Raw genomic sequence first — 23,127 nt, 5'->3', positions numbered from 1 at the left:
GCTTATTTCTAGTATACAATACCGCGTCCATCTCCAACAAAAAAGCTTCACTACATCTCAAAAATGTAGTGAAGCTCTCTTACTCTGGTTCTTTTAACTTAACCGATAACTTATCGTTTTCCTTAATCTTAGACCCTGCTTTTATACTTTGGGAGGACACATAACCACTGCCGGAACTTTCAAGTTTCAGCTTATTGAGGTCCGCTACTTTTAAAACATCGCGTAATGACCAGCCCTTCATATTAGGGACTGTTTCTTTCCCATCCGTCTTTAAGATTACTTTCTCGCCTTTTAGATAAGTATCTCCTTTGACTGGCAGCTGTTCTTCCACTGTCTTGCCGTCTCCGATAATAACAGCATTCAGCCCTTTATCCTCCAGAATTTTCTTCGCTTCTTCTGCAGTCATTCCACTTAAATTAGGAATTTCGATTGGCTTCGAAATTACTTCTTTTGTTGGAACTATATCCATATACTGTAGACTGCTCTTCATTACTGAAGTGAAAATTTCAGCGACTGGTTCAGATCCAGTTTCCGTTTCCTTTAACTTTGGTTGCTGAACAGCAACATACATTATTAATTCAGGATCATCCTTCGGAGCCATTCCTAAGAAAGAAAAGATGTAATCATTTTTACTTTTTAAATACCCACCGCCGCTTTTAGGAATTTGTGCGGTTCCTGTTTTACCGGCAACATCATATCCATCAATATTGAATTTTTTGTAACCAGTCCCTTTTTTACTCGTAATAACTGTTTCAAGAATATCGCGGACTTCTTTGGCTGTTTTTGCAGAAATTGGTGTTCCTGCAACTTTTGTCTCGCCTTTTTTAATGATTTTTCCTGTATTTGGATCTTTAATCTGTTCAATAACATACGGCTTTACCATTTTTCCATCATTGGCGATAGCTGTTGCCGCTTGAATTTGCTGAATTGGCGTTAAAGCAGTACCTTGACCAAAAGCAGTTGTAATTTTTTCGATTGGCCAATTAAATACAATCGAGCTATTTGCTTCTTTTGGCAGATCGATGCCAGTTGGCTGATCAAGGCCGAATTTTGTTAAATATTCTCTGAATGTCTCAAAGCCGATTTTTTCCTTAGCAAGTTTCGCGAACGCTACATTGGAAGATCGCTGAACACCTTCCAAATAGGAAATAGGTCCCCAACCAGCTCCATTATTATGATCTCCTATTCCTTCATATCTGCCTGACTGATACTCCTCGTTTGGATTGAATACTCCTTCTTCTACTGCTGCAGCTAAGGTAAAGATTTTCATGGTGGATCCTGGTTCATAATTGGTTTCGATTGCTTCATTATGCCAGGAAGCTGTAATACCTTCTCTTGTTTCAGGATCAAAGGACGGTCTTTGACTCATCGCTAATATTTCCCCTGTTTTCGGATTAGCTACAATCGCAATCATTTTTACAGGATCATATTCCGCATTCACCTTATTCATCGTATCTTCTAAAAAGGATTGAATTTTCTTATCGAGTGTTAAATAAACATCCTTGCCATTTTGAGCAGGCACGATTTTATCCTTACTGTTCGGCAAAATATAACCCCATATATCTTTACTATACTGCATACTGCCATTTGTGCCTGTCAGCATTTTATTTAAGCTTTCTTCAATACCTAATCTACCTGTTTCTTTACCATCATCCTCTTCCAAATAGCCGATAACATGGGAAGCAAAGATTCCATTCGGATAGAAACGCTTCTTCCCTTCGACAATTTGAATACCAGGAAGCTTTAAATCTTCAATTTTCTTTTTCGTCTCATAGGAAAGATCCTTTCCGGCCTCCCCAAATTCCACTTGTTTTGCGCCCTTTTTGGTTAAAATTCTATAAATCTCCGATTCTTTTAAATCGATATATTTCGCTAATTCTCTAGCTGTCAATTCAGGATCTGCAACATGAACTTTTTTATCCAGATTCTTACTCAATGATTTATCCGTTACAGCAACTAGCTTATAAGAAACTGCATCCTCCGCAATTACGTCCCCATTGCGATCTAATATACTTCCTCTAGAAGCCTCTAGCACACGAGAAGTGTTATGTTTTTTTTCTGCTTGTGCAGCTAGTTCTACTCCTGACACTTCTCCTGTCGCTTGAATATAGACAAACCGAATAACTAAAACAAAAAAGAGCAGACAAAAGAGAATAAAAAGGATGGCTGCTCCAAAATTAATATTAGGTTGTTTTCGAATCATTGCTTAATGCACAACCTTTACATTATCTTTACTAAAATCTAAACCTAATTTCCCTGCTACTTCGCGTAAGCGTTCAAAGCTGCTTAAATCCTTGACCTGTGTATCTAATTCCTTGTTTGACTTTTCAAGCGAATTAATGGAGCTTTCCGCTACTTGAATATCTTTATTTACTTGATAAATCTCCGATTGGTTGCTTACAATTTTTACGCCGCCAATACAAATAATCGCTACAAAGGCAATTCCTAAAATCTTCTCTCCAGGAGATAATAATGATTTAGTCTGTTTAATAACCTTTTTAACCGACTGTTTTTCTTCTTGTTGTTGATATTGATCCTGCTGAATTTTTCTTGCTAAGTTGCTCATTTAATTACCTCCCGCACCCTTTTGTTATTGTTTTTCTGCAATACGTAGTTTCGCTGATCTTGCTCTGTTATTAAATTCTAATTCTTCTTCTGATGGAACAATCGGCTTTCTTGTAATTAATTTCAATTCTGGTTTAAACTCATCTGGAATAACCGGTAGTCCTGGCGGCAACGGCGGCAGGTCACTCATCTTTTTAAATGTCGACTTGCAGATTCTGTCTTCAAGAGAATGGAAAGTGATAACGCTGATTCTTCCGCCTGGATTTAACAACGTAATAGCTTGCTCTAACGAAGCTTCAAATACGCCAAGTTCATCATTGACTGCAATTCGTATTGCTTGGAAAACTCTTTTAGCAGGATGACCACCTTTTCGTCTAGCTGGCGCTGGAATAGCTTCTTTGATTAATTCAACCAACTCTCCAGTCGTTTCAATTGGCCGATTTTCTCTTGCTGCCTCAATCTTCCTTGCTATTTGTTTAGAGAATTTCTCCTCACCATAACGAAAGAAAATTTTAACTAATGATTCATATGACCAAGAATTGACTACATCATATGCAGTAACATCCGCTTCGTTATCCATGCGCATATCAAGCGGTGCATCATGATGATAACTAAATCCGCGTTCAGGAGTATCTAATTGCGGAGAAGAAACACCTAAGTCATAAAGAATTCCATCTACATGTGTAATCCCTAAGTTGTGAATTTCTTCTTTTAGATAACGAAAATTGCTTTTGACAATCGTCAATCTGTCCTTATATGGGGCTAATTTTTCTTGTGCATTTTTTATGGCTATTTCATCTTGATCGAATGCAATTAATCTTCCGCTGCCTGATAATTTGGAAAGAATTAATTCGCTGTGCCCTGCTCCGCCTAAAGTACAATCCACATAAATTCCATCTGGCTTAATATCGAGAGCATCGACCGCTTCATTCAGTAATACTGTTGTATGATTAAACATGAATCCACACCTGTCTATAAATTTTTCTTGTAGGTAGTATTTATTATGTACATAGTGAAAAAAATTAAATATCAAACCCAATCATATTCTCTGCAATTTCTGCAAAAGAATCCTCTGATTCGGAAAAATAATTTTCCCACTCTTGTTTATCCCATATTTCAATACGATTAGAAACACCGAGAATAACACACTCCTTCTCTAGCTGTGCATATTGAAATAAGGGGGAGGCAATATTTATGCGACCTTGTTTATCAATCTCACATTCTGTTGCTCCGGAGAAGAAAAATCGGGTAAATGCTCTAGCATCTTTTTTGGTTAAGGGCAATTGCTTGAGCTTGTCTTCAATTATCTCCCATTCATTCAGTGGGTAACCGAAAAGACATCGATCGAGGCCGCGGGTTAGAATAAAGGTCTCACCTAAGTTCTCTCTAAACTTCGCAGGAACAATGATACGTCCTTTTGCGTCAACATTATGATGATATTCACCCATAAACATACCCTTGTCCCCCACTTTCTAACCTCAATGTACCACATTCCCCCACTTTCCTCCACTATTAATTTTAATTCTATCTATTTTGTATATTTCCTGCAACAAAAATAATAATTTTGAAAAGAATAAATAGGTTTCTTTGTCACTACTTTTTGAGAATTGACTGTTTATTTTCTAAAAGACAAACCTAGAGGAAGGAATGAAAATACGTTATATCAATAAAAAAACCGTCCTATAATTAGGACGGTACAGCTTATTGACAAAAGGAATTTAGGAAATGTAAATGGAATTATTATGCATTGATTAGGGTGGAAGGGGTGAGACTCCTGTGGGATCTGCGAGACAGTCTGAGACCCTGCAGGCCTTTAAGCCGCAGCGGCTCAGCGCGAGCCCCACGGAAAGCGAACCCCTGCAATGGAAATCAATTCTTATTTAAAAGAATATATATGTATAAACTAAGACAAACTCCTAATTACTGAATTAGGAGTTTGTCGACAGTCTGAACCTTCCTATAATTAGGACGGCAATCATTCTTTTCTTCCTTATAATTTAATAACCTTATGTGTTCCATCAAAATCCATTGGCAAATCCATTACACTTTGAATAAAATCCATACCATATTTATTTAAGAAATAAGTGATATTCCAAACTCTTTCTTGTGGAGATCCTTCTGGTTTTAAATTTTGTTCAATGCGATTGAATTTATTTACCAGTACTTCATGCTTTAATTTTACGGAAGCATCGACTTTGTTCTGCAAAAATTCAACCTGGCTAACTAAGAAATCTTCATTTTTTTCTAATAACGGCAGTAAGCCTTTATACTCCGCCTTCATTTCCTCTTCCACTTGATCGTATTTCGTTTTGATTATATTTGTTAACTCACTAAGTATCTGTTCAATCCGTTCATTCGAGACAGACTTTAAAAATTCCGCACATTTTTCAGAGGTTCCATTTACAAGAACATCCTTTATCGATAATTTTAGTTCCTCTATGTCTGCTTCCACGCTTCTCTCTAAGAGAGTAATATTTAAGCGAGGAATAACAGGCGGCATTTTAATCCCTAGGTGTTCAAAAGCCTTTTTAAGTTCCGCCCAGTATGCAATCTCTCCAGGTCCACCAATAAATGCTAAAGTAGGAAATAATAGATCTTGCGTTATTGGTCTTGTTACCACATTATTGCTAAGCCTTTGAGGGAATTCACTTGCAATCTCTATTAACTGTTCCATTGTAAAAGATACCGTTCTATCTTTCCCGATAAAACAGTTTTCTATTTCATCGTATTGCAGCAATACCCTTTCTTGCTCTGCTTCATCATAATAAAACAAGTTAACAGGATTTTCTGCCATTTCGATAACTAGAGAATATCCCTTCTCCTGTACTAACTTTTGTTGTTCTGAAACGGAATCTGCCAATTTTTGAAATTCATTAATTTGTTTAAGGAAAATTTCTTTCTCCAACTTGCGAATCTCTTTATCACCAGAATCGACCAATAGTAAACCATAATCTTGGAATAAACTCATAGTAATATAGCTAAAGAAGTCAACTATCGTGGTGGATTCATGGACAGCGCTATGCAAAAGTTCCAACAAAGGCTTAGAATGATCTGTTTCACCATAGGATTCAACGACTGTTTCCAGCCATTCTATACAGACTTCTTTTTCCAGCAATATATCGGAAGTCATTCTTTTATCCAACACTCTTTGCGGAAAAACTACCTTCTTCATTTTTTCCTTACCTGGTGTATAAATATGATTAATTTCTAAATAATCATGGTCTTCTCCCGCTATCCAGAATACTGGCACAACCGGGATACCTAATTCTTCTTCTTTTTGTTTAGCTAACAAGATAATACTAATTACTTTATGAATGGAGTATAACGGTCCTGTTAAAACACCCGCTTGTTGTCCACCAATAACAACTACACTGTTTTCCTTTCTTAATTTAGAAAGGGATTGCCTCACCTTTTCACCTTGAGGGAACTTTTTCATGTAATCTGCAATATAATCTGCAAGATCATTCCTCATAAAAGTTCTCGTTTCTAATTCTTTAACTCTCTTCTCATAGCTACCATTATCAAGATAAGAATAATGAAAAAAGTCTTCCGCACTATTCTTTTGTTCTAAATAATCTGTTACGAATTTATTTGCCACAGGCAAAGAGAGATTCATCATCTCCATCTATGTACTTCCTTTCTCCTATTCGAGTTTTCCTTATATATGTATTTTCTCCTTATTAAAGACTCTTTCTATAGTGGGAGTCCAACCACGAGCTTATCATCCAGCTATAAAAAACATTCATTTTATTTCGCCACATAGAAAAGTATAGCATCCCTTTACTATAAAAGAAAAAAAGTTGCTTATAAGCCTTATCTTTTCGATTTATTTTCTTTTTAGCATCTGCCAGTTCGAGCCCACCTATTCATTTAAAGGAGCACTGGCTTGCTAAAACCATTTAAGTTACTTTATTATAATCAATTATTATATCATTCCAAGTGTTCTCCATATAGATAATATAAGGCCATAAACGAGCAATACAATATATAAAAGGAAAAAAAGAAGAAAGGTTACACGCCAAATTCCTTTAAATACTTTTTTGTATTGTATTTCCTCTTTAAACTTCCAATGAATAATAACAAATAACATGCCAATCAACAAGATAAATATCACAATATACAATAAGAGCGAAGTATACCAGATGGATTGAATAAGAAAATGGACAGAAACAATAAAAAAGATGGTACTTATATCTAGGGCTAGATGTATAGATAGACGGTGCTTTTTTGTAATCAACTTACTAATAACAAAAACAATAAACAATGTAAAGATAGGAAAAACCACGAGAAAACTAATGAGCTGTGAAGTTAGATTAATCATGGATAAACACCTCTCTTTCTCGTTCTTTTCCTTTAATCATCCGATAAACCACCTTTGCAATAGGCACACTCTGCTTTTTCTTTTTTGCTTCCTCTATTATGTATCCTAAAATTGCATCTATTTCCGTAGGCCTTCCCGCCTCCATATCCTTTAGCATCGAAGATTTATTTAAAGCTGTTTTTCGTATGACTTCCAAACAATACTCTCGATAAATTTCTTTATCAGCTTCATTTATCGTTAAAACATCTAATACCTCATTCATAAACATAGTCATCACTTCAGAATAATAAGCGTTTTCCAGCAAAACACCATTTGGCACCTGCAAAATACTAGTTAAACTATTTACAAGACAATTTACGACTAATTTTTTTTGCAGCATTATTTCATAATTATGCTCCATTATAAATAAAAAGTCTTTATTGGTCGCTGTTGTGAGCTTGGTAAGTATATCGTCCATTTCTCCTTTTAAGCAAGCTATTTTTATTGCTCCTACACCAGTATGTATGACAGTTTGCTCATCTTCCTTCATCGCTCCATGTTCGACAATTCCTATCAATATATTAGCAACTCGCGAATTCCTAATTGTCTCTATGTGTCCCATTCCATTTTGTAAAAAGCACATTGCCTTTATTTTATCACCCATTTTTTCCATCTTCTCGTAAATGGACGATAATTGATATTGCTTCACTGCCACGATTGTCAGCTCTTCTAGTCCATTCCACTCTTCAAAAAACCGTACGTGTACTGTTCGATTTTTCTTTTCGTCATTTACTTTATAATATATTCCTTCCTCTAAGATTCGCTCGTATTGCTTCTTTGACCGAACATATAAGGTGATATCATGCTTTTCCTTTAACTGGTATGCACATAATAAGCCAATTGCCCCAGCTCCAATAATTGCAATTTTCATCAGAAGCTCCTTTATCGTTTCAAGTTATCGTTAGTTATATATTAACATTTTCTGAAATGTTTGTAGTACGAAAATCACAGCAATAGAAAAAAATAAAATATTATTCTTGCCCTAAAAAACGAAACGAAAGCTAAAAAACGAGTGGAATCACACAGTTATTGAAAGATAATCTATAAAAGAGATTTTTTAAGGTTTAATAGTATAGAAGGAATAAAATTAGAGAAGAATGTGACAACTTTAATGGGGAAAACGCGGTATTATACTCACAAAATCAAATTGATTTTGTTTTCTTTACATAGGGAGATTTTGATGGTTTATATAAAGCAGCCGCTCATATTCTCCTTGGGAGTCAAGTGAATCCATTGATTCTCCTCTGCCTCACCTTTTATATACAGGAGTTTTGAGCGGATGCTTCCTAACTGACAGGATTCCTCCTGCAATATAGAATATTTATTTGATCTAATTATTATAGAAATAGATGCCATTAGCATTTCAGCTAAAGAAAATCTTACTTATACCTTGGGAAGTTTATCCTCATCTTTAAAAACCACCATTTGTCTTGCTTTTTCCATCAGCTCCACTAATGCTTTATAAGCACCTTCCATGGAATCTAATTCACTTTGCAGTTCTTCATTTTCCTTCTTTAATAACGCTAGCTTTTCCTCTAATTCTTTCGTTTTCTCTTTAACGGTGGAAGAGTCTATATTTTCTTGTTCCCACTTAGTTGCTTTATCATATAAATCTTTTAAATATATCATCATTTCATCAAATTGATTCTGTATAGGAGTTGGAGATATAGCAGGCTGGCCAGTTACTTCTTCTTGAGAAAACTCTTCTGCTACATTTGTCTTTTTCAATTGCTTTCTTTGTTTTTTGGCAAGTTCTATACCAGATTTATATTGTTTGCGTACATATGAATTCCAGCGAAATCCACATGCTGCACTTGTTCTTGATAATAACTTCCCCACTTCTTCAAATGCTTGAAGCTGTGTACCGCCTTCTCTAATATGACGAAGAACAATTTCAGCAAGTAAAATATCTTCATCTTTTGACCAAGCATCTTGTCTTGTTGTTGTCATCAGTGTACCCTCCTAGTGTTTTTTATTCATACATATGCATCTACTAGAAAAGATAGACTGATTTATTCATATTACAGAAAGAAAAATTAATGGCACGCAAAACTGCTTAAAGATCTATTCAAGAAAATAATTCGTCTTCCGATACCACTTTGATACCGTTTCTTCTTAAAAGCGCTGTGGTTACACCCACACCGTCCATTCTTGTGCCATCAAAGCTCCCTGAATATATACTACCACTACCACAAGAAGGACTATTTTCTTTTAAGACTACCATTTCTGCCTCCAAGTCTTTAATAAAAACTAACGTTTTATTAGCCCCTTCGATATACATTTGTGTCACATCATTTCCTTTAGCATCTTTAACAAACGCTCTTCCATCGAGAACATCATAACCATCCCCTCCGACTATCTCGGCTGGCTCCCTCGGAGTAGAGAAGCCTCCCAATAATTCCGGACAAACCGTTCTTATGCTTTCTTTTTTTATAAACGCTTCTATGTTGGCATCTAAACAATCCGTCCCATTATACCGAACTTTCAGACCAGCTAAACAAGAACTTACGACAATCATTGCTCAACACCTCATTAATATGTATTTTCTTCTAACTTTCAAAACTTCCTTTTATTTTACCTCAGCTATTTTATAAAAATAACGATAACATGGAAAAAAGCACAAGAACTTAAGTTCTTGTGCTTTTAATCAACAAAAAAGATAATTAGTTGCTTACAACTTCTTTCCCTTTGTATGTTCCGCAAGCGCTGCATACACGGTGAGCAAGTTTCATTTCACCACAGTTAGGGCATTCTACCATACCAGGCACTTGTAATTTAAAATGTGTACGACGTTTTCTCTTTGCAGTTTTAGATGTTCTTCTAAAAGGTACAGCCATTCGTCCCACCTCCTTAAAGAGTATTAAGAAAGTAATGAGAAAAGATATTTCCAATCTCACATTTTTCTTTTGCATAATTAAATATGAGTTTATTTACTCATTTTCAAAAAACTTAGCAAGTCCTGCAAGACGAGGATCAACTTTCTTCTCCTGTAAATCTTGCTCTTGGATTACTTCCCAATCATTTCCTGATTGCGGAGCTCCCTCTTCTGTTACATCTTCACAGAAGACTTGCATCGGTACCTCAAGTAAAAGTATTTCGGCTATAATTGGCTTTAAGTCAATTACATCCCCTTTCACCTGATGAACTTCCTCTTCGTCTGTTTCATATTCCGAAACTTTTAATAGGAAGGTTTCTGTTGTTTCAACATTAATTGGATAATCCACGTCTACTAAAGTACGAGAGCAAGGTAGCACGAGCGATCCTTTTATATTTAAATGAAAAGTCACTTTCGTTGAATCAATATCCGTACGTCCTGTTATATGAATAGGAGATACTTTTCTTATGGTTGGATCTGTTTCTTTGATCTCATCCATATTTATTGTTTCATCAATTGGCAATCCCTTACTTCGAAATTTTTGTAACTGGCTTAACGTCCATTTCATATATATCACCCCAAGGCAACAAAGGTAATTATAGCTTTCATATAATTATTTGTCAATATTTTTTCTTTACAGTAAATAATAAGAGATATGTCCTGAATCACGACCATATTTCGTGATTTCTTTTCTATTCTACCCATATTCATCAGAATTGCAACCAAAACTTCCTAAATGATTTTTATTTCTCTCCCCTTTGCTTTCCATTTAAGCTATTAGCAAAGCTTTACCTTCTAAAATTCGTAGAATAGAAACTATATTAGAAAGTAGACAGCCCTATTAAAACCTCGGTTCTATTAAAACAAGCAAATCATATAGGTTTCTCTTTTATAACCACTATTTTTAGGATAAACTTTTATTAATACAACCATAAAGAAACTAGTTAGGGAGAATGTGATGAAAGCAGTTGGAATAGTAGTAGAATATAATCCATTTCATAATGGACATTTGTATCATATCCAAAAAGCGAAAGAACTAACACAGGCAGATATTGTGGTTGCTGTTATGAGTGGTCCTTTTCTGCAGAGAGGAGAACCTGCCCTTGTTTCTAAGTGGGCTCGAGCAGAAATGGCTTTGGAAAGTGGAGTAGATCTTATTGTGGAGCTTCCTTATGCTTTTGCCACACAGCATGCTGCCGTATTTGCTTCTGGCGCTGTTGATATTTTGCAAAGCTTAAGTTGTAATTTCTTATGTTTTGGCAGTGAATCAGGCAGCATTGATGCTTTTCATCAGATTTTTACCAAGCTGCAAGAGCAAAAGACAGAAGAGGATTTACTTGTTAAGAGATTTATGAAACAAGGAATAAGCTATCCGAAAGCTAAATCATTAGCGATAAAAGAATTAACAAATAGTGATGATCACACCACGCTAAATCTTAGTATGCCAAATAACATCTTAGGATATGAATATTATAAGGCGGTGCATACCAATAAGTATCCTATGGAAATTTGCACAGTTGCCCGCATGAAAGCAGACTATCATGACAAAACATTTACTTCGGATACGATAGCTAGCGCAACAAGCATTCGTGAAGAATTATTGCATGCCAAGGGAGACATAAAAAAAATAGAACCCTTCCTCCCCGCAAGTAGTTATCAAATACTACAGCAGTATAAGGAAACATACCTCGCTTATCATACTTGGGAGAATTACTGGCACTATTTAAAATTCCGTCTCCTTCAGTCAACAGCAGAAGAGCTAGCTACCATATATGAGATGGAGGAAGGTTTAGAGTATCGCTTCCTCAAATATGTAAAAACAGCATCCTCTTTTCAGGATTTTATTCGTTTAGTAAAAACGAAAAGATATACATGGACAAGGCTGCAAAGAATTTGCGTACATATTTTAACAAACACCAAAAAGGCAGAAATGCAGTCTTCATTGAAGCCAAGTTTTATTCGTTTACTTGGTACAACTGTAAATGGCCGTCTCTATTTAAAAGAAAAAAAGAAGCAGTTTCAGCTGCCAATTATCAGTAAGCTTTCTGCTTTTGATAAAGAAAAAATCGCATTAGATATTCGCGCTTCGCAAATTTATGCTTTAGGTGTTCCTAATCTTGTTCAGCATCAACTATTAGAGATGGATTACACCAAACCTCCAATCATGAAATAATTCCTATGCAAGGACTAGTTTATTGGTTGGAGTTCTTTATAAACAGCTTAAAGATTAAAGGCCCTCCACTGTAGTAAATCGAGAACCTTTAATCTTTATTTGTTTACTCTATTAATTCTTTTTTTCCTTCTTTCTTTTTTTCTGATTTCCTTTTTAATCCCTTCTATATATCTTCTCGTTTCTGTTTCCCCTATTTTAATAATTTTCTCCAAATCAGTAAATGCCTTACTATTAAACATTTCAACAGGCGGCTTAATCATCACATCACTTGCTACCTCGCGTGATTCTACTAGTTCCATTTGCATGATATCTAATGAACGCATAATTACATCATAAATATTAGAAATATCTGTATGAATGTTTACTTTTGCTACATCGACAGCAATTACAATATCTGCTCCCATTTCCTTCACAACTGAGACAGGAACACGATCGATTACTCCTCCGTCTACAAGCAATCGCCCGTCAATTTTTTCTGGAACAAATATGCCTGGAATAGAAATACTTGCCCGAACAGCATCAGCAATGGGCCCTTTTGTAAAAACTACTTTTTCTGCTGTTAACAAATCTGTCGCAACAATGGCAACAGGGATATCTAACTCCTCTAAATTTTTTCCATAGGTAAACAAATGAATTAATTCCTTTACACGGTTCCCAGCGATAAACCCCATTTTAGGCACAGTAAAATCCAAATAGTATTTTCTTTTAAAGAACTTGGATAAAGTGTATAATCGCTCAATATCGGATCCTGCTCCATATAGACAGCCAACTATAGCACCTATACTGCTACCAGCAATATAATCTATTGGGATGTTCTCTTCTCTAAGTATTTTTATTACACCAATATGTGCAAATCCTCTCGCTCCACCTGACCCTAACGCTAATCCAATTTTTGGGCGTTCCATATTGTCCCACCTATTCTTATCAAAATAATAATCTATATATTCTTATGGTCTTTTTTTTTATGTTATGAGTATATTGATTGGTAGAGGGATATTCTTCAGGCTGTTTGTGTACAAGTATTCTTTTTTATTAAATATGTTTCTTAAACAGTCTTTCTTCTATAAAAAAGAATACTTACCTACTATTTTCTATTTGAAGGGGGAGCAATATAATTTGTTACGCTCAAAATTTAAGACAATCGTACTCGCTTTATCTGCGTCCCTATTAGCTCTTGCTCTAATTTCTTTTCCAGGAGTTGCAGTTGACGCTTCCAAAAATGGACTAAACACATGGTGGACGATTGTTTTTCCTTCACTTCTTCCTTTCCTTATTTTATCCGAAATTTTAATCGGTTTTGGTGTAGTTCGTTTTATTGGTGTTTTATTGGAACCCATTATGCGACCTCTCTTTAAAGTTCCAGGTGTAGGTGGATTTGTTTGGGCAATGGGCATGGTATCAGGCTTTCCTACTGGAGCAAAATTAACAGCAAGAATGCGTGAAGAAAAACAATTAACAAGAACAGAAGCTGAAAGACTCGTTTCTTTTTCTAACGCTTCTAATCCAATGTTTATTATTGGTGCAGTTTCAGCTTCTTTTTTTCATAGTCCCAAACTAGGACTACTTCTTGCCTTTTCTCATTACTTAGCCAACTTTACAGTAGGACTTTTTATGAGATTTCATGGCAAGGACACAGAAATAAAGAAACAGGAGGCAACTGAAAAAGCCTCTATCAAAAGAGCATTACGGGAATTACATCAAACTCGATTAAAAGACAAGCGTCCGCTTGGCAAATTAATGGGTGATGCCGTTACTTCTTCAATTCAATCATTATTAATGGTCGGTGGCTTCATTATTCTTTTTTCCGTTATTAATCGATTACTATTTCACTTACATATTACTTCTTTTGTTGCTAAATTGTTAGAATCTATTTTCCAGCTATTCACTTTTTCTGGCGAATTAACGATTCCATTCATTGCTGGGATATTTGAAATTACATTAGGAAGTCAATTAACAAGTGAGGTAGAAACTTCTACCCTTATGCATCAAGCAATCCTAACTAGCTGTATTCTCGGCTTTAGTGGTTTGAGTGTACAAGCGCAGGTTGCAAGTATTCTAGCACAGACAGATATTCGCTTTAAACCATTTTTTATAGCAAGAATAATGCAAGCAATCTTCTCCGGTATTTATACATTTATCGCTTGGGATTTCTTTAACAAAACCTTTTTGGCAAAAGATGCTCCAACGATTGCAATTCCAGGATTAAAACAGGAGGGAGCTTTCTTTCAACAAATATTTGAAAATATTAGCACATGGGGTCCAATTGTAACGATTATTTCCTTGACAATTTATTGTTTTATCTTAGTAAAAAGATTATCTCCAAGAGAAGAAGTATAAAAAAGACTTATTGCCATAAAGATATAAAAATCTTTTAGGCAATAAGTCCTTTTTTATTCATATTACTGGAGAGAAAGCGTTAGGGACGATTTTTATGAAACTTTGCTCTTAACGCATCATGAACAATCTTTGGGACAAGCTCCGAAATGTCACCATCATACTTACTGACTTCTTTCACTATACTTGAACTTAAGAAAGAATATTGATTATTTGTCATAATAAAGAATGTCTCAATATCATCTGATAAAACTCGGTTCATAGAGGTAATCTGCATTTCGTATTCAAAGTCTGATACAGCTCGTAACCCTCTAATAATTGCATTTGCATTTACACTTTTTGCATAATCAATCAAAAGCCCTTCATAGGACGACACAGAAACATTTTTAATATCTTTTGTTACTTCTCTAATTAACGCTAATCTTTCCTCTACTGAAAAAAAAGGTTTTTTGGCAGAATTATTTAATACACATATGTATACATGGTCAAATACCTTTGCTGATCGTTTAATAATATCAATATGACCGTACGTTATCGGATCAAAACTACCTGGGCAAACTGCTATACTAGCCATTTCTTAGTCCTCCATACCATTTTGTAAGGAATAAATAGAAACCGCAATTATTCCATATTTTTCATGTTTCACTTGTTGAAGTCTGCTAACTGCCTCAGGCAAAGAAATTTCCGAACCGTGTTCACAAACAATAACTCCGTCTTCCTTTAAGAGACCTGCTTCATCAATAAATGTTAGCATTTTTTCCAACTGCTGCTTTTTATATGGCGGATCTAAAAAAATATAATCAAATCTTTTTTCTCTTTTTTGTAATGCTTTTAAAGCACGATCCGCATCGTTGCGATATACCTCTGCTTGGCTATCTAATTTGCATATAGAAAGATTTTCTTTAATCGTATGTATCGCTTTTCCTTCTTTGTCTACAAAAATAACAAGATCCAATCCTCTACTTAAAGCTTCAATACCTAGTCCACCACTCCCAGCAAATAAATCAAGGCCTTCTCCTCCTTGAAAGTAAGGACCTATCATGTTAAAGATGGCTTCTTTGACTTTATCTGTAGTAGGTCTAGTCGAGTTACCAGGCACTGCCTTCAATGGAATCCCCTTATTTTTACCGGAGACAACTCTCATTTCAATCACCACAACCCTAATTTTACTTTAACTGCTTTTACCTTCCCTATCCTACCATAAACCTTATAGCGAGCCAACATTTTAAAGATTTTTTACTATTTATACCATGAATAGTTTTATTCCACCTATTAACTAAAAAAGAAGACTATCTTACTTTATCCAAAAAAATTATTTTGATTAGGTATAAGTGTTCCATGGTTGGGGATAATGTAATTAACAGCATCTATTCGAGGATGTTGTTGCCAACCGCGGAGAAGACTTACGTTTCCCCTAAGTTTTCCTCCGGTTTCTCCTCTCCCTTTACCTTCTTTCCTTATGAATAATAAGGATGTGGAAGGAGCCTGCAGGTATTTGCCTGCAGGCTTTTTTTACTCCCCTTCCCAATTTAAATGGAATTATATTAAAGAAAAAAACAGTATGGATGATGACTTAGTCGCAGAAGTTAATCCTTCTAACTAAGCTTCGTCCATACTGCTCTTATTATCTTTTAAGCAGCTATTAAATTCCCATTTTATAATCATATTCTTTCGCTTTATCTGGCCGCGAATTTTCAAATTCCATTTTTAAAAATGGTTTATAGGAAGGTTCTACCTTTTTAACAAAAGAATGAGCATTTATTTTTTCCATTATGCTTTCTACGTCACTTTGGTTTGTGTAGAGCACAACATATTTTAACCTTTTGGAAATAAAATGAACATTCCCATATCTTCTTAACATTTTTGCTTGTTTTAGTGAAAATAACCAAACAATAATCCCTTGTCGTTGCCCTAGCATAATTTAACCCCTTTAAATACCATTATTTATCATAATAGCATAGGAAAAGAAAATAGAAAAGCAATGATCATCTAGGATCATTGCTTTTAAGTATATTATGCAGAACAACTACAGCTTCCACCACTACCACAACCTCCGGAGCAGCCAGAAAGTTCATCAAAAAATGGATTACCTGTTGGTACTTTAATGAAAGTAGAAACAGAACGTCCAATAATAACACTAACATCATCTAAAAGCTTTTGTAAACCATTCTCAGCAATTTTAAATGCTGCTACATTATCATCTAAATCCATCTCGCGTTTAAGCTGTCTTATTTCCATCATCACTTTTTTATATTCAGGATGATATTTTCCAAAACGCTGAACTTCTTCATATAGCTCTTTCATTTTGTTAAAAGAATGAATTTTCCGCTGTGTTTCCTTATTTGATTGTATATTGGCCAAACAAATACGGTATTGTTCTGCAACATCTGATTCTAATATCATTTCAGCAATCTCTTCTGCTTCCTCTTGAATAAGGAGTATTTCAGTTGTCGCAAGCACGTATTCGCTCACCTCCACCTCTTATTCTACATGAAAGACACTAGAAAGAAAAGGAATGTGATATCCTTTTTTATCTAACTTTTAATCATTACTTGAAATGACTTCTGATATTGCATTTCCTTACTTGCTGCATCTATAACAGAAAGATTAATCGTATGCTTTCCTGCTTTCAGTCCTTCAATTACAAAGGCAGCAGAAGAATATTCATACTTCTGACCATCAACTTCTAAAACTATTTTACCTAATTTCCCCTGGCTATCTTCTCTGAATGAATAGTCCTTTACTCTGCATTCTACAAATACTTTATTTCCCTTCACTAAATGATGCACAGCCATCTTTTCTGTATCTCTATAAGTAGTAGAGGCTTGTACAGCCATATTTGATGAGATTACACCATTTACTGCTTCCTTATGAGGTTTTACTTTTGGATCAGGTATATCATGGCTACACCCAGTTAAAAGGAGAAAAGCAGGAATACAAATCAATCCGAATTTTTTCAACATAAACACTCCTGGTAATTTTAATAATGTTTTCGTTAGTATTACCATTCCTGTTTGTTTTACTCAAAGTATTTATTGACTTCTAAAGACCTAAGATTGTGCATTCATTGCCTGAAACATGCTAACCATCATAGACGCCATTTGTACACCATTCGAAAACTTTTCCACATGATCTGGGATGGTTTTTTTATAATAATGAAGGGAAGCAATCTCAAAGACTTCTAACTGATTTGGATTTCTGCTTAATTCTCTATACCATTGTGGCTGTTCTCGTATAAACTGTTGCAATTCTGTATTCTGCGCAATATATTCTTTAATATTCTGTCTCATATAATCCTCCTATTTAATCTTTCCTAAAAGAAAATGGTCCAGAAGGTTTTTGTTCTGTTGGCGCAGATGTTCCACTAGAACCACTATTGGGAGCGAATTGAGAGATAACACCTTGCAACGTACCTAAAGCTTGGTTTAAGTTTGCCAAGTATCCTTGGATTTGATTTTGGTCCATATTCTTTAATGTATCAACAATATTAGACATCCATACAGTCCGATTACCTGATGCCTCTTCTTTCTTTTGGGTGGACTCAGCACTACCTTCTAATAAACCATCCCATCTAGTATCATTTGGACCTAATAAATACCAATCCTCATATAATTCCTGTAATGTCACATTCCCACTTCTTGCCTCTTTCAATATTTTAGGGTTTGCTTTTACAAATGCTTTAAATTCTTCTACAGAAGGATGAAGTTTTTTATCAGCCATCATTATTTCACCTCTAATTTGATACATCTGCCTATATTACTTTATGACAGCTTTGTAAAAAGTGTGCATTTCTCTTCATATTTCCCTAAAACCCTGTAACTAATAAGATTGGTTAAAGATAACCAAATCCTGCTATGTAATTATCCCTACCATACACCAACAACTCAGATAAAAAAAACAGCCGACCACTCCTCCGCTGAGTTTGCCGACTGTTTCTTTTTCTACTCTTACCATTTTTCGATAAAATTTTGTGTATAGTATTTATCAAATACTCCTACTCCAAGATGTGTAAATTTCTCATTTAATAAACATTCTCGATGCCCTTTGCTATTTAGCCAACCTTCCATTACTGCGGGAGCATCTGAATACCCTGCAGCGATATTCTCCCCAGCAACTTGATATAAGATGTCACCTGCTTTTAAGCGGTCCTCTAAATCACCATACTTCTCAGATGTATGAGAAAAGTTTTCGGTATCAAACATATCCTTACTATGGCCTAATGCTACTACCGCAGTAGGCTGATCCCATTCAACTGTATTTAACTTGAATCTTTTTCTTAATACATTTGTCATATCTAGAATTTGTCGCTCGTTTCCTTCTTGTATTGCTTCATTATTCTCCACATTACTCTGTGTCTCTAATAGTTCTCCCCGATAAACTAATTCATATGGTCTTAAATGAAGTAACGTTCGGGCATCCATATACCGAATACTTGATAGAGTACCATTAAATTTATCAAAGTATAGCTGTGCATAATAATCTCCAATTTGAATAAGTGGGCGGTTATTTATTTCATCCTCCGATAATTCAAAACGGTAGGAGGAATTTTCGTAGTTAAAGCTAATATTGGTTTCAATTGGAGTCATTGTATAAATATCTCCAACTTCTTGTCCAATTTTATAAGGCGTAACATTCACTGAGCTGCCAATTGCATAAATGGTAACTACTTTGTCATCAAGAATACCAGCTTGAAAATACTTAGAGTCATCCTTATTGAATATCCACCAGTCATATTCATAAGCGGAAGGATCAATTCTCGCTGGCTTCCCATACTTCTTTTTGAGTTCACTTGTACTCTTACCGATTAAGCTCCCTAACCCCTCTTTAGGAGCTGGCAAAACTTGCGTATTTTTACTTGCTTCTTTGAGATTATCCTCTACTTTTTTAGGATTATCACCATTTTCAACTAATACATCTGGCTGATTATTATCATCTGCTATACTAAAATAGAATCCAATCGCCGATAATATTGCAATAATTATGACAGTTCTTAATAAAATTTTCAGAGGATTCCCCCCTCTCTAGCATTGTTTCTATTAATATATGTGGCTTTCTTACTAAATAGTATAACTTAATTTAAATAATTTTAATAGAAGAAGTAGTTTTTCAATTATGTAAATAAAGTTACATTTAAAACCATCCATTTCGCCATTAGAAACCAATAAAAAAAATGCTTCTGTTTTTTAGAAGCATTTTTACATGTTATTTTTAAAAACCTAATATTGCTTTAATAACAGATGTCGTTTCTCCTCCATGATAAAAAACATAGAGTAGTAAATAAACCGCTGTTCCTGTAATAGCTGTAATAAACCAAATAATACTTGTGATCGGTCCTAACTTTCGGTGCTTTGCATATTGCTGCTTATAACCTGTATACAACATAATAATTCCTAATACAGCACCTATTGTGGCCAAGGTGATATGAAAGATAAGAAATATAGTATAGTAGATCTTAATATCATCTGGTCCTCCAAAAGAAGTGTTACCAATAAAAATCGTTCTTGATGCATAAATGACGAAAAAGATTACCGCGAAAATCGCTGCAAATAACATGACAGTCTGGTGTTGTTGTCTTTTTTTCTGCTTAATTAATCCCCAACCAATCGCTACAAAAATCGCACTTAAAATAATAAACGTAGTACTAATTGTCGGCAATATCGGTAATGTAAATTCCATTTAGCTACCCACTCCATAAAGTATTTACCTCTTTGTTTAACAAACTCCCAAAATTCCCTTTTCAATAAGACTGGTTCGCAAATTTAGTGCCGTTAACCAGGCAACACCCTCGACCTTTCTGACGAAAGCGAGCCTTGCTCGGTCTCCTCTGTCTCACTAATCCCATCGAAGTCTATATGTATTCAGACTGCTCCAAGTTTCAGGATATTAATGTTTCTTATCGGAAAAAGCATCAAGCTTTAACCAATAAGAAATCAACCATTATTCTCCTTGAAATGTTCTCCCCTATAAACAATTCCTTTTTAGAATAATGTAAATACTACCATTGAGACAAATAATATTGTTAAATATTGAATGGAATAAATGAACATTGCTGTTGCCCATTTGTATTCATCTTCCTTTTTACTTGCTCGTATCCCCGTAATAACCCACCCGATATTTAATAATGTTGCTAATATTAAAAATGGAATACCGATTTGGTATAACAAAAATGGCAGCGGAAATAAAGCAATAATCCATATATACGTATGCCTTTTTGCTACCTCAAAACCTTTAACAACAGGGAGCATTGGAATTCCTGCTGCTCGGTACTCTTCTGCTCTTCGAATTGCTAAAGAATAAAAATGTGGCGGCTGCCAAACAAACATAATTAAAAACAAGCTCCAAGCCATCACATGGAGGCCAGGATCAATGGCAGCCCATCCAATTAGTGGTGGAAATGCTCCTGAAAAGCTTCCTATTACGGTGTTAGATACTAGTCGACGCTTTGTCCACATAGTATAGACAACGACATAGCTAAATGCACCGATTAAAGCAATGACAGTTGCAGTTATTGTTGTTAATAACAGGAATAAAGTACCAATGAAGAGAAAACCAAAACCTAAAACAGCAACTTTTGCAGGCTTCACTTTTCCTGTTACTGTTGGTCTGGACTTCGTTCTTTCCATTAATGGATCAATATCACGATCAATAAAATTATTTAAAACACAGGAACCTGCCATAATTAATCCTGATCCGATTAAAGTATATAATACCGTATCAATTTGCTCTAGAAACTTTGCATCTGTGAAGACTATTGCAAGCCAGATACCGGTAAACACGGTGATTAAATTTGAATTTACGATTCCTATTTTAATTAATGCGAGAAAATCCTTCCAAGCACTTGTTTCTGATTGTTGATTCGTCAATTTGGCTTCAGGATAAACGCGAGAATTAGCCATTTGATCATATCTCCCCTTTCATTACATACAAAAAGATATCATACTATATAAAATACCGTTCATTTTATTGTGTCATTATTCACATTTAACATCATAGCAATGTTAAAAAAAGACTCTTTTGCTATTAAACCATATTTTCATGAATATTTCTCTCTTTTTACACTAAAAACTTCAGTTGTCACATTATTGGTAAACTTTAACATTTATCACAACTTCCTCGAGAGCGTTTTACAAATAAAAAGACACTCTATTCATTATAGCCTTTTTTAGCAAGGAAGCAAATGAATCAACCTGTTTTCTTAGTATTACTTCTATAAACAAAGATAAAAAAACCAAAATCAGATACGAAATGCTTTAATATCTTCGTATCATGGTTTTGGTTTTTCTTTAGCTGGAAAACTTATATCCCAGCCATTTTATTGAATTGTTTAAAAATGACGGTTTGGTCGAACAAAACTGGAAGTAGGCTGTTTCTTCACTGCTATATCTGAAACATTCTCTTCTTTCGGCTTATAAACTCTTTCATATTTCACGAACATGGAAACATTGACAAGAATCCCCATTCCAATGGACAATTGTAATAAAGATGATCCTCCGTAACTAATAAAAGGTAACGGGACACCTGTTAATGGTATTAATCCAGAAACTCCTCCAATATTGATAAAAGCTTGGATTCCTATCATACTGGAAATACCGATTGCTAATAAGCTCCCAAACGGGTCTTTACACTTTAATCCTGTATAAATGCCTCTTAAAACAATATAGCTGAGCCCTACCACTACAAATCCGACACCAAAAATACCCAGTTCTTCAGCAATTACTGCCATAATAAAATCAGTATGGCCATCTGTTAAGTAACCCAGTTTTTGGACACCTTGTCCCAAACCTACCCCTTTTAGACCACCAGATCCAATAGCGATAAGAGAGTTACTCATATGGTAACCAGATTCTTGTACAACATCTTCAGCAAAAGGCGAATCTAGAAAAACGAAAATTCTCGCCATTTGCTTTTCTGTAAAAATACTCTTTCCTGCAAGCTGGAGGATTAAAACAAGTAATAATAGAAACGCCAAGCCAATCAGCATCAACTTGGACAAGTTTTTCCAGTTCATTCCTGAACATAAAATAACCGTAGCACCAATCATAAATATAATCGCTGCTGTACCAAAATCCGGCTGAAGAATAATCAATGCACAAACAATAACCAAATATGCTAGCGGGGGAACAACGCCTCGATTAAATTCATTTATATACGCCTGTTTTTTAGAGTAAATTGCCGATAGATAAATAATCACACCCAATTTAACAAACTCAGCTGGCTGAAGACTTGCTGTTCCTACTTTATACCAGCTTTGCGCATTTCCAAAAACACTACCGAATAAAAAGATTCCACTTAAAAAAATAATAGAGCCAAATACCATTGGTACTAATATTTTATTGCTTAACAATGCCTTATATGGAAAAATTGCCACTATCACAAAAGCAATCCCGGCAATGATAATATATTTTAGTTGTCTTTTATAAAAAAAATCACTACTGTCTTCTCCATAATATTGGACTGCTGAAACCATGCTAGCACTATAAATCATAATCAATCCAAATAGAATTAATAATACCATTGCTATAATTAATGTATAATCATACGATTTTAATATCTTCTTTATCATTCAACCGCATCCCTTATTCAATCTCCTCATTTAGAGTATTCGTTGTGTCTTATCTTTTTCCTGCTGAAAAGGATAAACTTCTAATTTTCATTCTCATAAAATATTGGGCCGCTTTCTGTTATTAATCATAACAAATTGCTTATTCTTATCCGCTACTTACTCTACATCGGATGTTACTTACAAGCTTATGGGCTCAAGTGAGCTTATAAATTGCCAAAAGATTTGCCTTTGTTCGTATGTACTTCCCTTATTTACAA

The 23,127-nt window shown here is 35.0% G+C and carries 25 protein-coding genes; 2 read left to right on the top strand and 23 right to left on the bottom strand.

The features are described 5' to 3' along the window. Window positions 1–79: 79 nt before the first annotated feature. The 11 genes from NiCM35_RS00350 to NiCM35_RS00300 form a co-directional block, all read right to left on the bottom strand. On the bottom strand, window positions 80–2,203 hold the full coding sequence (locus NiCM35_RS00350; RefSeq protein ID WP_163188543.1) for a penicillin-binding protein: 2,124 nt from the start codon (window positions 2,201–2,203) through the stop codon (window positions 80–82). A 3-nt stretch (window positions 2,204–2,206) separates the two neighbouring features. Next, window positions 2,207–2,566, bottom strand: a complete 360-nt coding sequence (gene ftsL, locus NiCM35_RS00345; protein WP_095329085.1) for a cell division protein FtsL — start codon at window positions 2,564–2,566, stop codon at window positions 2,207–2,209. A 24-nt stretch (window positions 2,567–2,590) separates the two neighbouring features. Next, on the bottom strand, window positions 2,591–3,523 hold the full coding sequence (rsmH, locus tag NiCM35_RS00340) for a 16S rRNA (cytosine(1402)-N(4))-methyltransferase RsmH (RefSeq protein ID WP_095329084.1): 933 nt from the start codon (window positions 3,521–3,523) through the stop codon (window positions 2,591–2,593). Window positions 3,524–3,587: 64 nt separating this feature from the next. After that, the gene (gene mraZ / locus NiCM35_RS00335) at window positions 3,588–4,019 is read right to left on the bottom strand and encodes a division/cell wall cluster transcriptional repressor MraZ (RefSeq protein WP_047939902.1); all 432 of its coding nucleotides are present in this window, start codon (window positions 4,017–4,019) and stop codon (window positions 3,588–3,590) included. Between the two features lie 536 nt (window positions 4,020–4,555). Continuing rightward, window positions 4,556–6,190 (bottom strand): bacillithiol biosynthesis cysteine-adding enzyme BshC, encoded by a 1,635-nt coding sequence (gene bshC / locus NiCM35_RS00330; protein WP_433778225.1) that lies wholly within the window; start codon window positions 6,188–6,190, stop codon window positions 4,556–4,558. Window positions 6,191–6,490: 300 nt separating this feature from the next. Further along, a complete protein-coding gene (locus NiCM35_RS00325) occupies window positions 6,491–6,886 on the bottom strand; it encodes a DUF3397 domain-containing protein (RefSeq protein WP_433778223.1) in 396 nt (131 codons plus the stop codon). Continuing rightward, window positions 6,879–7,796 (bottom strand): 2-dehydropantoate 2-reductase, encoded by a 918-nt coding sequence (locus NiCM35_RS00320; RefSeq protein WP_095329081.1) that lies wholly within the window; start codon window positions 7,794–7,796, stop codon window positions 6,879–6,881. The genes NiCM35_RS00325 and NiCM35_RS00320 overlap by 8 nt, the downstream gene beginning before the upstream one ends. A 512-nt stretch (window positions 7,797–8,308) precedes the next feature. Beyond that, window positions 8,309–8,875: an RsfA family transcriptional regulator gene (locus tag NiCM35_RS00315; protein ID WP_095329080.1), complete on the bottom strand. Its 567-nt coding sequence runs from the start codon at window positions 8,873–8,875 to the stop codon at window positions 8,309–8,311. A 118-nt stretch (window positions 8,876–8,993) separates the two neighbouring features. Further along, window positions 8,994–9,443, bottom strand: a complete 450-nt coding sequence (locus NiCM35_RS00310) for a 2-thiouracil desulfurase family protein (protein ID WP_095329079.1) — start codon at window positions 9,441–9,443, stop codon at window positions 8,994–8,996. Window positions 9,444–9,588: 145 nt separating this feature from the next. Next, window positions 9,589–9,762 carry a 50S ribosomal protein L32 gene (gene rpmF / locus NiCM35_RS00305; protein WP_016200993.1) on the bottom strand — a complete coding sequence of 58 codons (174 nt, stop codon included), beginning with the start codon at window positions 9,760–9,762 and terminating at the stop codon, window positions 9,589–9,591. A 93-nt stretch (window positions 9,763–9,855) separates the two neighbouring features. Next, window positions 9,856–10,368: a YceD family protein gene (locus NiCM35_RS00300; protein ID WP_061796783.1), complete on the bottom strand. Its 513-nt coding sequence runs from the start codon at window positions 10,366–10,368 to the stop codon at window positions 9,856–9,858. Between the two features lie 390 nt (window positions 10,369–10,758). Here NiCM35_RS00300 and NiCM35_RS00295 point away from each other — a divergent pair, with 390 nt between their 5' ends. Continuing rightward, entirely contained in the window at window positions 10,759–11,973 is a 1,215-nt protein-coding gene (locus NiCM35_RS00295) for a nucleotidyltransferase (RefSeq protein ID WP_095329078.1), read from the top strand. 95 nt (window positions 11,974–12,068) lie between these two features. Here the strand turns inward: NiCM35_RS00295 and NiCM35_RS00290 are convergent, their stop codons facing one another. Further along, window positions 12,069–12,878 (bottom strand): patatin-like phospholipase family protein, encoded by an 810-nt coding sequence (locus NiCM35_RS00290; protein ID WP_433778219.1) that lies wholly within the window; start codon window positions 12,876–12,878, stop codon window positions 12,069–12,071. A 211-nt stretch (window positions 12,879–13,089) separates the two neighbouring features. Between NiCM35_RS00290 and ylbJ the strand changes: the two genes are divergently transcribed. Next, window positions 13,090–14,310, top strand: a complete 1,221-nt coding sequence (gene ylbJ, locus NiCM35_RS00285; RefSeq protein ID WP_341122764.1) for a sporulation integral membrane protein YlbJ — start codon at window positions 13,090–13,092, stop codon at window positions 14,308–14,310. 79 nt (window positions 14,311–14,389) lie between these two features. Here the strand turns inward: ylbJ and coaD are convergent, their stop codons facing one another. The 11 genes from coaD to NiCM35_RS00230 all read right to left on the bottom strand — a co-directional run bounded on the left by coaD (window position 14,390) and on the right by NiCM35_RS00230 (window position 22,870). Continuing rightward, on the bottom strand, window positions 14,390–14,881 hold the full coding sequence (gene coaD / locus NiCM35_RS00280) for a pantetheine-phosphate adenylyltransferase (RefSeq protein WP_095329075.1): 492 nt from the start codon (window positions 14,879–14,881) through the stop codon (window positions 14,390–14,392). Between the two features lie 3 nt (window positions 14,882–14,884). Beyond that, window positions 14,885–15,451: a 16S rRNA (guanine(966)-N(2))-methyltransferase RsmD gene (gene rsmD, locus NiCM35_RS00275; RefSeq protein ID WP_171509510.1), complete on the bottom strand. Its 567-nt coding sequence runs from the start codon at window positions 15,449–15,451 to the stop codon at window positions 14,885–14,887. 498 nt (window positions 15,452–15,949) lie between these two features. Beyond that, complete coding sequence (locus NiCM35_RS00270) at window positions 15,950–16,225, bottom strand: YlbG family protein (RefSeq protein WP_047939889.1); 276 nt, start codon at window positions 16,223–16,225, stop codon at window positions 15,950–15,952. Window positions 16,226–16,320: 95 nt separating this feature from the next. Further along, window positions 16,321–16,767 (bottom strand): YlbF/YmcA family competence regulator, encoded by a 447-nt coding sequence (locus NiCM35_RS00265; RefSeq protein WP_047939888.1) that lies wholly within the window; start codon window positions 16,765–16,767, stop codon window positions 16,321–16,323. Between the two features lie 74 nt (window positions 16,768–16,841). Further along, window positions 16,842–17,270 carry a hypothetical protein gene (locus NiCM35_RS00260; protein ID WP_433778216.1) on the bottom strand — a complete coding sequence of 143 codons (429 nt, stop codon included), beginning with the start codon at window positions 17,268–17,270 and terminating at the stop codon, window positions 16,842–16,844. Window positions 17,271–17,357: 87 nt separating this feature from the next. After that, on the bottom strand, window positions 17,358–17,597 hold the full coding sequence (locus tag NiCM35_RS00255) for a YlbE-like family protein (RefSeq protein WP_123257411.1): 240 nt from the start codon (window positions 17,595–17,597) through the stop codon (window positions 17,358–17,360). A 13-nt stretch (window positions 17,598–17,610) separates the two neighbouring features. Continuing rightward, entirely contained in the window at window positions 17,611–18,030 is a 420-nt protein-coding gene (locus NiCM35_RS00250) for a YlbD family protein (RefSeq protein ID WP_249928583.1), read from the bottom strand. A gap of 224 nt (window positions 18,031–18,254) precedes the next feature. Beyond that, complete coding sequence (locus NiCM35_RS00245; protein WP_235973322.1) at window positions 18,255–19,145, bottom strand: CAP domain-containing protein; 891 nt, start codon at window positions 19,143–19,145, stop codon at window positions 18,255–18,257. A 370-nt stretch (window positions 19,146–19,515) separates the two neighbouring features. After that, entirely contained in the window at window positions 19,516–19,983 is a 468-nt protein-coding gene (locus tag NiCM35_RS00240) for a DUF420 domain-containing protein (RefSeq protein WP_123257409.1), read from the bottom strand. Window positions 19,984–20,285: 302 nt separating this feature from the next. Next, window positions 20,286–21,203 carry a heme o synthase gene (gene cyoE / locus NiCM35_RS00235; RefSeq protein ID WP_095329068.1) on the bottom strand — a complete coding sequence of 306 codons (918 nt, stop codon included), beginning with the start codon at window positions 21,201–21,203 and terminating at the stop codon, window positions 20,286–20,288. Between the two features lie 428 nt (window positions 21,204–21,631). Further along, window positions 21,632–22,870 (bottom strand): FtsW/RodA/SpoVE family cell cycle protein, encoded by a 1,239-nt coding sequence (locus NiCM35_RS00230; protein ID WP_123257408.1) that lies wholly within the window; start codon window positions 22,868–22,870, stop codon window positions 21,632–21,634. Window positions 22,871–23,127 lie beyond the last annotated feature (257 nt).

It is taken from the genome of Niallia sp. M35 (assembly GCF_050971705.1).
GTDB classification, from domain to species: domain Bacteria; phylum Bacillota; class Bacilli; order Bacillales; family Cytobacillaceae; genus Niallia; species Niallia circulans_A.
Note: the sequence above shows the minus strand (reverse complement) of the source record. Positions and strands in the feature narration are given on the sequence as shown.

Bases quoted from the DNA above. Each gene is read 5' to 3' on its own strand.
- NiCM35_RS00350 (WP_163188543.1), bottom strand. From the start codon at position 2,203: ATGATTCGAAAACAACCTAATATTAATTTTGGAGCAGCCATCCTTTTT.
- ftsL (WP_095329085.1), bottom strand. From the start codon at position 2,566: ATGAGCAACTTAGCAAGAAAAATTCAGCAGGATCAATATCAACAACAA.
- rsmH (WP_095329084.1), bottom strand. From the start codon at position 3,523: ATGTTTAATCATACAACAGTATTACTGAATGAAGCGGTCGATGCTCTC.
- mraZ (WP_047939902.1), bottom strand. From the start codon at position 4,019: ATGTTTATGGGTGAATATCATCATAATGTTGACGCAAAAGGACGTATC.
- bshC (WP_433778225.1), bottom strand. From the start codon at position 6,190: ATGGAGATGATGAATCTCTCTTTGCCTGTGGCAAATAAATTCGTAACA.
- NiCM35_RS00325 (WP_433778223.1), bottom strand. From the start codon at position 6,886: ATGATTAATCTAACTTCACAGCTCATTAGTTTTCTCGTGGTTTTTCCT.
- NiCM35_RS00320 (WP_095329081.1), bottom strand. From the start codon at position 7,796: ATGAAAATTGCAATTATTGGAGCTGGGGCAATTGGCTTATTATGTGCA.
- NiCM35_RS00315 (WP_095329080.1), bottom strand. From the start codon at position 8,875: ATGACAACAACAAGACAAGATGCTTGGTCAAAAGATGAAGATATTTTA.
- NiCM35_RS00310 (WP_095329079.1), bottom strand. From the start codon at position 9,443: ATGATTGTCGTAAGTTCTTGTTTAGCTGGTCTGAAAGTTCGGTATAAT.
- rpmF (WP_016200993.1), bottom strand. From the start codon at position 9,762: ATGGCTGTACCTTTTAGAAGAACATCTAAAACTGCAAAGAGAAAACGT.
- NiCM35_RS00300 (WP_061796783.1), bottom strand. From the start codon at position 10,368: ATGAAATGGACGTTAAGCCAGTTACAAAAATTTCGAAGTAAGGGATTG.
- NiCM35_RS00295 (WP_095329078.1), top strand. From the start codon at position 10,759: ATGAAAGCAGTTGGAATAGTAGTAGAATATAATCCATTTCATAATGGA.
- NiCM35_RS00290 (WP_433778219.1), bottom strand. From the start codon at position 12,878: ATGGAACGCCCAAAAATTGGATTAGCGTTAGGGTCAGGTGGAGCGAGA.
- coaD (WP_095329075.1), bottom strand. From the start codon at position 14,881: ATGGCTAGTATAGCAGTTTGCCCAGGTAGTTTTGATCCGATAACGTAC.
- rsmD (WP_171509510.1), bottom strand. From the start codon at position 15,451: ATGAGAGTTGTCTCCGGTAAAAATAAGGGGATTCCATTGAAGGCAGTG.
- NiCM35_RS00270 (WP_047939889.1), bottom strand. From the start codon at position 16,225: ATGCTAGGGCAACGACAAGGGATTATTGTTTGGTTATTTTCACTAAAA.
- NiCM35_RS00260 (WP_433778216.1), bottom strand. From the start codon at position 17,270: ATGTTGAAAAAATTCGGATTGATTTGTATTCCTGCTTTTCTCCTTTTA.
- NiCM35_RS00255 (WP_123257411.1), bottom strand. From the start codon at position 17,597: ATGAGACAGAATATTAAAGAATATATTGCGCAGAATACAGAATTGCAA.
- NiCM35_RS00250 (WP_249928583.1), bottom strand. From the start codon at position 18,030: ATGATGGCTGATAAAAAACTTCATCCTTCTGTAGAAGAATTTAAAGCA.
- NiCM35_RS00240 (WP_123257409.1), bottom strand. From the start codon at position 19,983: ATGGAATTTACATTACCGATATTGCCGACAATTAGTACTACGTTTATT.
- cyoE (WP_095329068.1), bottom strand. From the start codon at position 21,203: ATGGCTAATTCTCGCGTTTATCCTGAAGCCAAATTGACGAATCAACAA.
- NiCM35_RS00230 (WP_123257408.1), bottom strand. From the start codon at position 22,870: ATGATAAAGAAGATATTAAAATCGTATGATTATACATTAATTATAGCA.